10 protein-coding genes and 1 riboswitch are annotated in these 13,207 nt (G+C 75.0%); of the genes, 7 read left to right on the top strand and 3 right to left on the bottom strand.

Annotation, left to right across the window (positions count from 1 at the left end):
- Positions 1-18 precede the first annotated feature (18 nt).
- From OG618_RS26795 to OG618_RS26780, 4 genes are all read left to right on the top strand, one after another.
- Complete coding sequence (locus tag OG618_RS26795; protein ID WP_329490092.1) at positions 19-522, top strand: MaoC family dehydratase; 504 nt, start codon at positions 19-21, stop codon at positions 520-522.
- Positions 523-704: 182 nt separating this feature from the next.
- Positions 705-1,907 carry an acyl-CoA dehydrogenase family protein gene (locus tag OG618_RS26790; RefSeq protein WP_329490091.1) on the top strand — a complete coding sequence of 401 codons (1,203 nt, stop codon included), beginning with the start codon at positions 705-707 and terminating at the stop codon, positions 1,905-1,907.
- Between the two features lie 505 nt (positions 1,908-2,412).
- Positions 2,413-3,105 (top strand): phosphatidylserine decarboxylase, encoded by a 693-nt coding sequence (locus OG618_RS26785; protein ID WP_329490090.1) that lies wholly within the window; start codon positions 2,413-2,415, stop codon positions 3,103-3,105.
- Positions 3,092-3,970 (top strand): CDP-alcohol phosphatidyltransferase family protein, encoded by an 879-nt coding sequence (locus OG618_RS26780; protein ID WP_380391186.1) that lies wholly within the window; start codon positions 3,092-3,094, stop codon positions 3,968-3,970. The genes OG618_RS26785 and OG618_RS26780 overlap by 14 nt, the downstream gene beginning before the upstream one ends.
- A 214-nt stretch (positions 3,971-4,184) precedes the next feature.
- Here OG618_RS26780 and OG618_RS26775 read toward each other — a convergent pair whose 3' ends face one another.
- The 3 genes from OG618_RS26775 to OG618_RS26765 form a co-directional block, all read right to left on the bottom strand.
- Positions 4,185-5,510 (bottom strand): hypothetical protein, encoded by a 1,326-nt coding sequence (locus OG618_RS26775; protein WP_329490089.1) that lies wholly within the window; start codon positions 5,508-5,510, stop codon positions 4,185-4,187.
- A 402-nt stretch (positions 5,511-5,912) separates the two neighbouring features.
- Positions 5,913-7,028, bottom strand: a complete 1,116-nt coding sequence (locus tag OG618_RS26770; protein ID WP_329490088.1) for an alpha/beta hydrolase family protein — start codon at positions 7,026-7,028, stop codon at positions 5,913-5,915.
- Between the two features lie 357 nt (positions 7,029-7,385).
- Positions 7,386-8,099: a helix-turn-helix domain-containing protein gene (locus OG618_RS26765; protein WP_329490087.1), complete on the bottom strand. Its 714-nt coding sequence runs from the start codon at positions 8,097-8,099 to the stop codon at positions 7,386-7,388.
- 212 nt (positions 8,100-8,311) lie between these two features.
- Positions 8,312-8,504: riboswitch (cobalamin riboswitch) on the top strand.
- Positions 8,505-8,597: 93 nt separating this feature from the next.
- Here OG618_RS26765 and OG618_RS26760 point away from each other — a divergent pair.
- The 3 genes from OG618_RS26760 to OG618_RS26750 are packed head-to-tail and all read left to right on the top strand — an operon-like array spanning position 8,598 to position 13,205.
- Positions 8,598-9,569, top strand: coding sequence for a cobalamin biosynthesis protein (locus OG618_RS26760; protein ID WP_329490086.1), 972 nt, complete (start codon positions 8,598-8,600; stop codon positions 9,567-9,569).
- On the top strand, positions 9,566-11,083 hold the full coding sequence (locus OG618_RS26755; RefSeq protein WP_329490085.1) for a cobyric acid synthase: 1,518 nt from the start codon (positions 9,566-9,568) through the stop codon (positions 11,081-11,083). Before OG618_RS26760 ends, OG618_RS26755 begins: the two co-directional genes overlap by 4 nt.
- Entirely contained in the window at positions 11,076-13,205 is a 2,130-nt protein-coding gene (locus OG618_RS26750) for a putative cobaltochelatase (protein ID WP_329490084.1), read from the top strand. The genes OG618_RS26755 and OG618_RS26750 overlap by 8 nt, the downstream gene beginning before the upstream one ends.
- The last annotated feature ends 2 nt before the right edge of the window (positions 13,206-13,207 follow it).

Raw genomic sequence — 13,207 nt, 5'->3', positions numbered from 1 at the left:
CTCCTAAGGACCATTGAGATGCAGTTCGGACGCACCTACGAGGAGTTCGAGGTCGGCGCTGTCTACAAGCACTGGCCCGGCAAGACGGTCACCGAGTACGACGACCACCTCTTCTGTCTGCTCACCATGAACCACCACCCGCTCCACATGGACACCAACTACGCGGAGCGGACGACCGACTTCGGCAAGAACGTCGTGGTCGGCAACTACATCTACTCGCTGCTGCTCGGAATGTCCGTCCCGGACGTCTCCGGCAAGGCGATCGCCAATCTGGAGATCGAGTCGCTGCGCCACATCGCGCCGACCTTCCACGGCGACACCCTGTACGGCGAGACCACCGTGCTCGACAAGTGGCCGTCCAAGTCCAAGGACGACCGCGGCATCGTGTACGTCGAGACCAAGGGCTACAAGCAGGACGGCACGGTCGTCTGCATCTTCCGCCGCAAGGTGATGGTGCCGACGGCGACGTACATCGAGGAGCGCGGCGGCGAGCAGCCCGGCCGCCCGACTCCGCTGTCCTAGCCCGTCCAGAGCCGTACCACCCAGGAGCCCCGGACGGGTAGGCCGCCGTCATCGGCCGATCCCCGCCCCGGTACCGGGGGCCCTGCTGCCGCAGCCACGCCGGCAGGGCCCCCGGAAAATCCCCCCCCCCGCTGTTCTGCCCTCCCCCCACCCTCTCCCTCTTTCGCCACAGGAGCCGCACGATGGGACGCCTCGCACAGACCGACGGCCTCACCGAGATCCAGCGGGACATCCTCGCCACCGTGCGGGATTTCGTCGACAAGGAGATCATTCCGGTCGCGACCGAGCTGGAGCACAAGGACGAGTACCCCACCGCCATCGTGGAGGGGATGAAGCAGCTCGGCCTCTTCGGCCTCACCATTCCCGAGGAGTACGGCGGCCTCGGCGAATCGCTCCTCACCTACGCCCTGGTGGTGGAGGAGATCGCACGCGGCTGGATGTCCGTCTCCGGCATCGTGAACACCCACTTCATCGTGGCCCACATGATCAACGCGCACGGCACCCAGGAGCAGAAGGACTACTTCCTGCCGAAGATGGCCGCCGGCGAGATCCGCGGCGCCTTCTCGATGTCCGAGCCGGGCCTCGGCTCCGACGTCTCCGCGATCTCCACCAAGGGCGTCAGGGACGGGGACTCCTACGTCCTCAACGGCCAGAAGATGTGGCTCACCAACGGCGGCACGTCCACCCTGGTCGCGGTGCTCTGCAAGACCGACGAGGGCGGCAGCTCCCCGTACAAGAACATGACCACCTTCCTGATCGAGAAGACGGCGGGCTTCGGCCCGAACCCGACCGTCCCCGGGCTCACCGTGCCCGGCAAGATCGAGAAGATGGGCTACAAGGGCGTCGACACCACCGAGCTGATCCTCCAGGACGTCCGCGTCCCGGCCGACCGCGTCCTCGGCGGCGCCCCGGGCAAGGGCTTCTACCAGATGATGGACGGCGTCGAGGTCGGCCGCGTCAACGTGGCCGCGCGCGGCTGCGGCGTCGCCCGCCGCGCCTTCGAGCTGGGCATCTCCTACGCCCAGCAGCGCTCCACCTTCGGCAAGAAGATCGCCGAGCACCAGGCGATCCAGTTCAAGCTCGCCGAGATGGCCACCAAGGTCGAGGCCGCCCACCAGATGATGGTGATGGCCGCCCGCAAGAAGGACAGCGGCGAGCGCAACGACCTTGAGGCCGGCATGGCCAAGTACCTCGCCTCCGAGTACTGCAAGGAGGTCGTCGAGGACGCCTTCCGCATCCACGGCGGCTACGGCTTCTCCAAGGAGTACGAGATCGAGCGCCTCTACCGCGAGGCTCCGATGCTGCTCATCGGTGAAGGTACTGCGGAGATCCAGAAGATGATCGTCGGACGTCGTCTGCTGGAGGAGTACCGCATCGCGGAGTGAGGACGACCAGTACGAAGACTCGCCCGGGCGGCGCGGTGACGCTCCGCCCGGCGGGTTGACGGCCCGGTGACGGCCGGTCGACGGGCGTGCGGGCCCGTCCCGGCACCCCGCCGTGCCACCACGACCCCGGCCTGGTCCGCCTGGGGTCCGGCACGGCTCCCGAAGCGGCCGTAGGGCGTACAGCTGCTGTCACGCGCCTTGCGGCCGCTTCGGCGCACCCCGCGCGCGCCCCTGCGCCGACGGTCCGCGGTTCCCCGGACATGCCTGTTGAGACAAGAGTCACCAGCCCTGCCCGGACCCTTGGGAACCGGAGCGGGTCGAGCTACGGTCGTATACACAGAAGGCGCAGCTGCGCCGCACGCAGGACACATGACCGAGCAGGCGGGTTGCCCACCCACCGTGTGGTCCCGATAGCATCCACCGGGACAGACGCCGTCCCTTTATTACTCGATCCCCGCGGTGGCCCCCGTCCAGCGGCCATGATCCCCCGCGACAAAGGTCTTCGATGCCCATCAGCCCGTCCCCTCACACCTCCGTCACGGACAGCGATGCCCTCGCCGCCACGACGGCCGGCCGGCGACCCCGCGTGACCATCGCGCGCGGAGCCACCCCCTGGTTCGTCCCCACCCTCGCCACGGCAGCCGTGACCACCGCCCTCACCCGGCGCAATGGCGCGTGGGCCCTGGCGGCGGTGCCCGCCTGTGCGCTCAGCGCCGGCATGCTGTGGTTCTTCCGCGACCCCGAGCGTGAGATCGGCACGGGCAGAGTGATCTCCCCCGCCGACGGCGTGGTGCAGAGCATCGACGCCTGGCCGGACGGCCGCACCCGGGTGGCGATCTTCATGAGCCCGCTCAACGTCCACGTCAACCGGGCGCCCCTGCCCGGCACCGTGACCTCCGTCGAGCACGTCGCGGGTGGTTTCGTGCCCGCGTTCAACAAGGACAGCGACCAGAACGAGCGGGTCGTCTGGCACTTCGACACCGAGCTCGGCGACATCGAGATGGTGCAGATCGCGGGGGCCGTGGCCCGCCGCATCGTGCCGTACGTCGACGCCGGTACCAAGGTCGAGCAGGGCGATCGGATCGGTCTGATCCGCTTCGGGTCCCGGGTCGACACCTACCTGCCGGCCGGCGTCGAGGTCGGCGTCGAGGTCGGCCAGAAGACCACAGCCGGGGTGACGCGCCTTGACCGTGACTGAACCTGAGACGATCGTCGGCCTGGACGACGAGGAGACGGCCCTGCGCCGCCGCCGTTGGGCGCGCGACCGCGAGCTGCGCGCCCCGCGCTCTCCCCAGCACCTGTCCACCGCCGACTTCCTGACCCTGGGGAACGCCGTCTGCGGCTTCCTGGCGATCTACTCGATCACCACCGGGGTCCTCGTCCCGCACATCACCAACCCGGACGCCGCGCCGGACAAGCACAGCGCCGCCACCGCGGTGACGCTGCTGCTGATCGGCTCGATGTGCGACCTCTTCGACGGACTGGTGGCGCGCAAGCTGCGCTCCTCCGCCCTCGGGGCCGAACTCGACAACCTGGCCGACCTGATCAGCTTCGGCATCGCGCCGGCCTACTTCGTCGCGGTCTGGGGCATGGTCTCGCCGGGCTCCGACAGCCGTCTCTCGGCGCTGATCGCGCTGACGGTGCTGCTGTCCGTGGTGCTGCGGCTGGCGCGGTTCTCCGCCGTGAAGATGCGACCCGGGGTGTTCCAGGGCATGCCCTGCCCGATGGGCGCCATGACGGTGATCGCCATCGTGCTGCTCGACCCGCCGTTCCTGCCCGGTCTGCTCGCCATCGCCGGTACCGCGTACCTGATGATGAGCCGGATCGAGTACCCGAAGCCGCAGGGGCTGCTGGCCACCGCGACGCTCTGCTGGATCGTGCTCTCGATCGGCTGCCTGGCGGCCTGGGCGACCGGCCTGAAGGGCGGCGACTACCTGCTGCACATCGGCGCCTACGGCCAGATCGCGCTCGCCGCGATGGCCCCGCTGCTGGTGATCCGGCGCAAGGTCGGCCAGAAGGTCGGGGACGTCCGGGCGCGCCGGGCGGAGTCCCGGCTCGGCTGACCCCGAGGGACGTACGACGAAGGGCCCGGATCCGCTCGACGGATCCGGGCCCTCTCGCATGCCCTGCGGCCCTCGCCGGGCCGGTGGTGACGGCCGTGCGGGCGGCGTGCGGCCCCGTGGAGGCCGGCTGCGGCCCTGCCGGGCCGGGTGGCGGCCGTTGGGCCGCCACGGTCAGGCCCGAGCGGCTCCGCGCCGCCGCGGCGCGCCCTGACGGCTACGCGCCGCCGCGGTGGACGCTGAAGGCCGAGCGCCGGGCCGCGCGGGCCACGACCGGGTCCGGGTGGACGCCGGAGACGGCGGTCAGCACCGACGCCGCCCGCGGGTGGCCGGACTGCCGGGCCCGGGCGAACAGCCGGACCGGATCACCTGCCGAGGCGCCCTCGACATGGCCCACCAGCAGCTCGGTCTCGCCGTGGTCGAGCACCGCGGCCGCGGTGTCCACCCAGAGCCAGGCGGCGTCCTCCGCGCCCAGCACATCGGCCGGGGCGACGCCCTCGTCCGACTGCTCGGCCAGCCAGAGCAGCGCGTAGGGGCGCAGCACCGGGGCGTCCACGGCCGCCCGGACGGCCTGCTCGGCGGTGGAGCCGGCCACCCGCAGCGCCTCGAAGGCGAGGCCGCGCACCAGTGCGTCGTCACCCTGGGCGGCGTCCAGCAGCTCGGCCACCGCCCGGTCGGCCGGTCGGGCCGCCACCCAGGCGCGGAACTCGGCCCGGGCCGGGCCCGGCGAGTAGTCGGCGCAGGCGTTGAGCAGCTCGAAGGCGCTCTGCTCGATGTGTCCGGCGGCGGTCTGCGCGACGGTGCAGATCTCCTCCAGCTTGGCCCGCACCGCCCAGTGCCCGAGCGGGGAGAGCTCGGCGGCGTCGTCCTTGCGGACCACCGCGCCGACCGCGGCCAGGCCGTCCAGCATCCAGTCCAGGACGGCCGCCACGTCGGAGGGCGCGGCCGGGGTGTCGATCTGCGGCTCGCGGCAGGTGCCGCGGACGGCCGAGACCGCGGAGGCGGCGTGCGGCACGGGCGAGAGGCCCAGCGCGCCGTCGCCGCCGCCGACCCGGCGCTCGTCCAGGCCCCGGCGCAGCAGCTCCAGCAGTTCGCTGTCGGCGACCGGGCCGGCCACCAGGTGGAGGAAGGAGAGCAGCTGCGGCGCCTGGTCGACGGCCTGCCCGGCGAGCACCGCGAACACGCCGCGCAGGGCGGCGGGCGGCACCGGGGCGAGCAGCGTCCAGGCGTCGAACAGGGCGGACCAGCCGCGGACCACGGCCTCGTCGTCGTGCTCCCAGGCGTGCAGGCGCCAGCCGGGGGCGGCGCCGCCGTCCCGGGCCTCGACCAGGCCGACCAGCAGGGCCTGGCCCCAGGCCTTGCCGGCGGCGCCCACCGTCATGGCGAGGGCGCGGCCCGCGTCGCGGGCGTCCTCGGGGAGCAGCTCGCCGCGCTTGTCGACCTCGGCGAGTTCACCGGCCCAGCGGGCGATGCGGACGGCGTCGATCAGCATCCGACGGGCCAGCGGGGCGAGCTCGGCGGGAGCGGGGAAGCCGTCCGGCACCGGGACCCGGCCACGGCCTGGGGCTGGTGCGGGGCCTCGTCGGCGGGGTACGCCGGAGCCGCCCGGCCTGGCGCCGGCGGGGCGGTGGGCAGTTCCGGGGAGACGGGTCACCGTCGCACCGGAGCCGATCGTCGGCGGGAGCTGGGCATCACGGTCGCGCGGATTCCGAGACGTCACGTCGAGCAGTCTTCCCCTTGTACCGGCCTTCTGTCACATCCGATCGGCCCCGACTACCGACAGGTGGTCGCAGGGGGTCGACAAGATCGGGCAACAGAGGCCAAACCGCCTGGCCGGATCTGTGTGACGCGGACACGCCAGCCTGGGGAAAGACGGGGCGGACGGGGTGCGGGAAGGGGCCCGAGGGGCTGTCCGGAACACGGCTAGGACCGCCCGAGACGGGCCTCAGAGCAGCGGGGTGAGCCAGCGCCGCAGGTGCTCCTCGTAGCGGTCGGGGTCGGCGTTCCAGAGGCCGGCGTGCTCGCCGCCGGGGACGGCCTGGAGGCCGACCACGTCGGAGCGGCGGTGGGCCAGCCGGGCGGCGGCCTGCCAGGGGGCCAGCGCGTCGTCGGGCCCGTGCAGGAGGAGCGTGGGCACCCGCAGGTCGGTGCCGTCCGCGAGGCGGGCGAAGTCGGCCAGATCCACGCCGGCCCGGCCCTCGGCCGCGAGCGCGCCCAGCTCGGCGGCGGCGCCCCGGTAGCCGGCCCGGGCGGCGCCCCGGCGGGCGGTGGCCGACCAGTCGAGCACGGGCGAGTCCAGCACCAGGCCGCTGATCGAGGAGGCCCAGGCGGAGCGGGCCGCGGTCTGCAGGACCATGGTCGCGCCGAGCGACCAGCCGTACAGGATGACCCGCCCGGCGCCGCTGTCCAGGGCCAGCCGCAGGGCCGCCTCGACGTCGCGCCACTCGGTCTCGCCGAAGTGGCCGAGGCCGTCCGGGGAGGCCGGCGCGCCCTCGTCGCCGCGGTAGGTGACGGCCAGGACGGGCAGCGCGAGCCGGTGCAGGACGGGCATCACCGGGAGGGTCTGCTGCCGGTCGGCGCCGGGGCCGTGCACCAGGATCACCCAGGTGCCCCGCTTGCCGTCCAGCCGCCAGGCGGGCAGCGCGCCCAGCTCGCCCTGGACGGCGGTCTCGGTGTACGGCAGGCCGAGGGCGCTGGTCGGGTCGCCGAGGTGGACGCGGGGCGTGAAGCGGACCGCGGTACCGGGGGCCAGGGTGCCGCGATCGGCGCGGACCAGCCGGCGGGTGACGCCCCGCTCGTCGGCGTGCAGGATCTCGCCGACCACCGCGTGCCCCCCGTCGCCCCACTCGACGGCCCAGCGGCCGGGGCGGGCGCTCTCGGCGCTGCGGGTGAAGGTGGCCCGTCCGGCGGCGAGGGTCAGCACCACGACGGGGCCGGCGGCCCGCTCACGGCCGACCGCCGGGCGGACCATCCGCTCGGAGGCCCTCCGGCCGATCAGCAGCACGGCGGCCCCGGTGCCGACGGCGGCGGCCGCCACGGCGGCTGCGGTTCCCCAACGCATATCGCTCCCCGCTCTGTTGGTCGCGGACTGGGCAGTCTGCCCACCAGTCCACTCGCGGGGGCGCCACCCGGCCACCGGACGCGGCCGTCCGGGTCACGGCGGCGCGGGTCTTGGCCGGGTCACGGCGGCGCGGGTCTTGGCCGGGTCACGGCGGCGCGGGTCTTGGCCGGGTCACGGCGGCGGGGGTCTTGGCCGGGTCACGGCGGCGGGGGTCTTGGCCGGGTCACGGCGGCACGGGAACCGGCTGCGGGAAGCGGCGGCGCGGTTCTCGGCCCTCTGGTCACGGCGGCGCGGGAAGCGGCAGAGGGAGGGCAGGGAGGGGAGGCGCCGCGCGGGGGCGGCGCGGTACCGGCCCCGTCAGACCGGGATCTCGGTCTCCAGCCGCTCCAGCAGCTCCCAGAACCGCTCGCCGAGCGGCCGGGCCGCCGCCGCGCGGGTGTCCGCCGCCGGGGCCGGGGAGCCCCAGCTGCCGACGCCCCAGTGGGAGGTGACCTGGTACTCGCTCTGCAGCGCCGTCAGCACGGCGGTGAGGTCGCCCTCGTGCACCGGCACGATCCGGCCGATCGGCCGGAGCTGCGCCTGCCAGCGGCCGTCCACGCACTGCCGCAGCCGCCGGTCCAGCTCCTGCGCCCGGCCGGTCACCGCGACCAGCTCGCGCAGGGTCGTGCCGAGCACCTGGGCCAGCGCGTGGGTCTGCTCCTGGTCGCCGTCCCACTGACCGGTCGCCTCGGCCCGCTGGTAGCGGTCCAGTGCGAGGCCGATCCGGTGGGCCGCGCTCTCCTGGTTGAGCTCCCGGGCGACCCGGAAGTCCCGCAGCCGGGCCGGGCGGACGCCCATCAGCTGGGCCGGCGGGCACCAGAGCGCCCGGGCCAGGGCGATGAACTCGTCCTCGGCGGGGCGCAGCTCGCCGCTCTCCCAGCCGAGCACGTGGGAGGGCAGCAGCCGGACGCCGTGCGCGGCCATGCCCTCGACCACCTGCTCGGGGGTCAGCCCGAGGCCGGCGCGGTGCGCGCGGGCGGCCGCGGGCGAGAAGGGCACCGGGGGCACGGCGGGTGGCTGTCTGCGTCGCATGGCCCGACGGTAGGGGGCGGTCCGGCCGCCCCCCAGCCGCCGAACACACGAAGCGGACCCGGAGGCTCCTCTGGGTGACTGGACGATCGCACAGGCTGTCATGCCCCTGCGGGGGGTGCCGATCGGAGGTAGCGACGGGGTCGGGCGGCCCGGCTCCGCTGTGACCAACCCCTCCGTGACCTTGGTTGACGCACGGTTCGGCCGCGTGATGGGATCCTTCAGCCAAACGGAGGCATGCAGAGGAAGCCGGTGCGAGTCCGGCGCGGTCCCGCCACTGTCACCGGGGAGCACACTCGGAGTCCCTCCTCCGCCGGCCACGGCGCCGGAGGGGGCCCATCGCGGCGGGCCGTCAGAAGCCGCCGCCGGGCCCGGGGGTGCGTTCGACCCGGAAGCCAGGAGACTCTCGCCCCCGGTACGTCGATCCAGGGCGCGGACCCTGAGTGAGGACACGCACGCGATGCAGGCTGCCCCGACCTTCCGAGCCCTCTGCTGTCCACCGTGCGCCCGCTGACCCGCGCCGCCGCCTTCACCCTGGGGGCCGCGGCCGGGTACCTCGCCGACGCCCGCTTCGCCGACCCGCGCCTCGGCCACCCGGTGGCCGTCTTCGGCGGTGCGGCCGGCCGGCTGGAGCGGCGGATCTGGCGGGACGACCGCGCCGTCGGAACGGCTTTCACGGCGCTCTGCGTGGGCACCGTCGCGGCCGGCGCGCTGGCGGCCGACCGCACCCTGGGCCGCCGGCCGCTCGGGCGGGCCGCGCTGGCCGCCGCCGCGACCTGGACGGTGCTCGGCGGCACCTCGCTCACCCGCGAGGCCCGCACGATCGGACGCTCGCTCGCCGCGCACGACCTCGCGGCGGCGCGGCAGCGGCTGCCGCACCTGTGCGGGCGGGACCCGAGCGCCCTCGACGAGGGGCAGATCGCCCGCGCGGTGGTCGAGTCGGTCGCCGAGAACACCGCCGACGCCGTGGTCAACGCACTCGTCTGGGGCGCCCTCGCGGGCACGCCCGGGCTGCTGGCGTTCCGCGCGGTCAACACCCTGGACGCGATGGTCGGCCACCGCTCGCCGCGCCACGCCCGGTTCGGCTGGGCCTCGGCGCGGCTGGACGACGTGGCGGGCTGGCCGGGCGCGCGGCTGACCGCGCTGCTGACCGTCGCCGCCGCGCCCGAGCCCCGGACGGCCTGGCGGGTCTGGCGCCGGGACGGCTCCGCCCACCCCAGCCCCAACGCGGGCCAGGCCGAGTCGGCCTTCGCCGGCGCCGTCGGCGTGCGGCTCGGCGGCACCCTGCGGTACGGCGCCCGGGTCGAGCACCGGCCGGTACTGGGCGGCGAGCTGCGACCGGTGACGGTGGACGACATCGAGCGCGCCTGCCGGCTCTCCCGCCGGGTGGGACTGCTCGCACTGGGTACGACCGTCGCCGGGCACGCCGTCGTGCAGGCACTCAAGGCGGGGACGAGAAGGGGGAGCGCATGAGCAACGCACTGCTGGTCGCCGGGACGACCTCGGACGCCGGCAAGAGCGTGGTCACCGCGGGCATCTGCCGCTGGCTGGCCCGTCAGGGCGTCGCCGTGGCGCCGTTCAAGGCGCAGAACATGTCGCTGAACTCCTTCGTCACCGCCGACGGTGCCGAGATCGGCCGCGCCCAGGCGATGCAGGCCCAGGCGGCCCGGGTGGAGCCCGAGGCGGCGATGAACCCGGTGCTGCTGAAGCCCGGCGCGGACGGCCGCAGCCAGGTGGTGCTGCTCGGCCGGGCGGTCGCCGAGGTCGGCGCGCTGGACTACCGCGACCGCAAGCCCGTCCTGCTGGAGCGAGCGCTGGAGTGCCTGGCCGACCTGCGCCGGCGCTACGACGTGGTGGTCTGCGAGGGCGCCGGATCGCCCGCCGAGATCAACCTGCGGGACCGGGACATCGCCAACATGGGCCTGGCCACCGCCGCCGGCCTGCCGGTCGTGGTGGTCGGCGACATCGACCGCGGCGGCGTGTTCGCCGCGATGTACGGGACGCTGGCGCTGCTGTCGGAGCAGGACCAGCGCCATGTGGCGGGCTGGTTCGTCAACAAGTTCCGCGGCGACGCGCGGCTACTGGCGCCCGGGCTGGAGATGCTGCGCGAGCTGACCGGCCGTCCGGTGCTGGGCACCCTGCCGATGCTGTCCGGGCTCTGGCTGGACGCCGAGGACTCCCTGGACCTGACCACCGTGGTGGACCGCGCCGAGGGGCGCGGGCCGCTCGGAGCCGACGTGCTGCGGGTGGCCGTGGTGCGCTTCCCCCGGTTGTCCAACTTCACCGACGTGGACGCACTAGCCCAGGAACCCGGGGTGCTGGTCCGCTGGGCCACCCGGCCCGAGGAGCTGGCCGACGCCGACCTGGTGATCCTGCCCGGCACCCGGGCCACCGTGGCCGACCTGGCCTGGCTGCGCGAGCGCGGCCTGGAGCCGGCCCTCAGGGCCCGGGCCGCGCTCGGGCTGCCGGTCCTCGGCGTCTGCGGCGGCTACCAGATGCTCGCGCGCGCCATCCACGACGAGGTCGAGTCGAAGGCCGGTGCCGTCGACGGCCTCGGGCTGCTCCCGACGCACGTCCGGTTCGGCGCCGAGAAGGTGCTCGGCCGACCGGTCGGCGAGGCCTACGGGCAGCCGGTCCAGGGGTACGAGATCCACCACGGGATCGTCACCGTGGAGGGCGGAGAGCCGTTCCTGGACGGCTGCCGGGTGGGGGCGGTCTGGGGCACGACCTGGCACGGCGCGCTGGAGAACGACGGCTTCCGGCGCGCGCTGCTGCGCGAGGTCGCCGCTCTGTCGGGCCGGGCGTTCGTGCCCGCGCCGGACACCTCGTTCGCCGAGGCGCGCGAGGCCCGGCTGGACCGGCTGGGCGACCTGATCGAGGAGCACGCGGACACCGACGCGCTGTGGAAGCTGATCGAGGGCGGGGTGCCGGCCGCGGGTTCGCTGCCGTTCCTGCCGCCCGGGGCCCCCTTGGAGAATCATGAGTGACGTCCGCTACCCCTTCACCGCGATCGTCGGAATGGCCGACCTGCGGCTCGGGCTGCTGCTCAACGCGGTCTCCCCGGCCGTCGGCGGCGTGCTGGTACGGGGTGAGAAGGGCACCGCCAAGTCGACCATGGTGCGGGCGCTGGCCGGTCTGCTCCCGTCCATCGCCGCCGTCGACGGCTGCCGTTTCGCCTGCGACCCGGCCGCGCCGGACCCGGCCTGCCCGGACGGCGCGCACGACGGCGCCGACGAGACCCACCGCCCGGCCCGGCTGGTCGAGCTGCCGGTCGGCGTCTCCGAGGACCGGATCGTCGGCTCGCTGGACCTGGAGCGCGCGCTGGCCGAGGGCGTGAAGGCGTACGAGCCGGGCCTGCTGGCCCGGGCGCACCGGGGCGTGCTCTACATCGACGAGGTCAACCTGCTCCAGGACCACGTGGTGGACCTGCTGCTGGACGCGGCCGCGATGGGCCGCTCCTACGTGGAGCGCGAGGGCGTCTCGGTGCGCCACGCGGCGCGGTTCCTGCTGGTCGGCACGATGAACCCGGAGGAGGGCGAGCTGCGCCCGCAGCTGCTCGACCGGTTCGGCCTGACCGTGGAGATCGCCGCCACCCGGGAGCCGGCCGAGCGCGCCGAGGTGGTCCGCCGCCGGCTGGCGTACGACGCCGACCCGGCCGGGTTCGCCGCGCGGTTCGCCGAGGACGAGCGCGCGCTCGCCGGGCGGATCACCGCGGCCCGGGAGCTGCTGCCCGAGGTGGAGCTGACCGACACGGCGCTGCGCCAGATCACCGCCGTCTGCGCCGCCTTCGAGGTGGACGGGCTGCGCGCGGACATCGTGATGGCCCGCACCGCCGTCGCGCTGGCCGCCTGGGCGGGCCGGACGCAGGTGCTGGAGGAGGACGTCCGCAAGGCCGCGCAGCTGGCCCTGCCGCACCGCCGCCGGCGCAACCCCTTCGACGCGCCGGGGCTGGACGAGGAACAGTTGGAGCGGACCCTGGAGGAGCACGCCGGGCCCGAGGAGCCCGAGCCCGCGGAGCGACCGTCGGAGGGGGAGCAGCCCGGCGAGGGCCCCGAGGGGAGCGGCCCCGAGGACGACGGCCCCGGCCCCGACGGCCCCGGCCCCGACGGCGGCGGCCCCGACGGTGGCGGCCCCGACGGTGGCGGCGGCGCGCCCGCGCCCGCGGACACGCCCGACGGCTCCGCGGCCGCCGGGCCCGAGCCGCAGGCGCCGGCCGAGCCGGAGGCCTTCCCGCAGCAGGGCCGGGGCGGCGCGCCGCAGACCGCGCCGGTGGCGGCCGGCGAGCCGTACCGCACCCGGCTGTTCAAGGTGGAGGGCACCGGGAAGGGCGCCCAGGGCCGCCGCTCCCCCGCCGAGACCGACGGCGGCCACACCATCCGCGCCCGCCGCCCGCAGGGGCGCCTGGCCCGGCTGCACCTGAGCGCCACCCTGCGGGCCGCCGCGCCGCACCAGGTGGCACGCGGGCGGGACTCGCGCGCGCTGCTGCTGCAGAAGGACGACTTCCGCGAGCAGGTCCGGCAGGGCCGCGAGTCCAACCTGGTGCTGTTCCTGGTGGACGCCTCCGGTTCGATGGCGGCCCGGCAGCGGATGACCGCCGTCAAGGGCGCCGTGCTCTCCCTGCTGATGGACGCCTACCAGCGCCGGGACAAGATCGGCATGATCACCTTCCGCGGCGCGAGCGCCGAGCTGGCCCTGCCGCCGACCTCCTCCGTCGAGGTGGGCGCGGCCCGGCTGGAGTCGCTTCCGACCGGCGGCCGGACCCCGCTGGCGGCCGGGCTGCTGCGGGCCCACGAGGTGCTGCGGGTCGAGCGGATGCGCGACCCGCACCGCCGTCCGCTGCTGGTCGTGGTGACCGACGGCCGGGCGACCGGCTCCCGCGACGCCGTCGCGCGCTCCCACCAGGCGGCCGGACTGTTCACCGCCCAGGGCGTGGCGAGCGTGGTGCTGGACTGCGAGGCCGGCCCGGTGCGGCTCGGCCTGGCCCGCACCCTGGCCGCCCGGCTGGGCGCCACCGCCGTGACCCTGGACGAGCTGCGGGCCGAGGGCGTGGCCTCGCTCGTCCGCGACAACCGTGCCAACCGAGCCACCCCGACGCGAAAGGCGGCCTGATC

This window comes from Kitasatospora sp. NBC_01246 (assembly GCF_036226505.1).
Lineage (GTDB): Bacteria > Actinomycetota > Actinomycetes > Streptomycetales > Streptomycetaceae > Kitasatospora.
The sequence above is the reverse complement of the archived record's forward strand: the minus strand, read 5'-3'. Positions and strand labels throughout refer to the sequence as shown.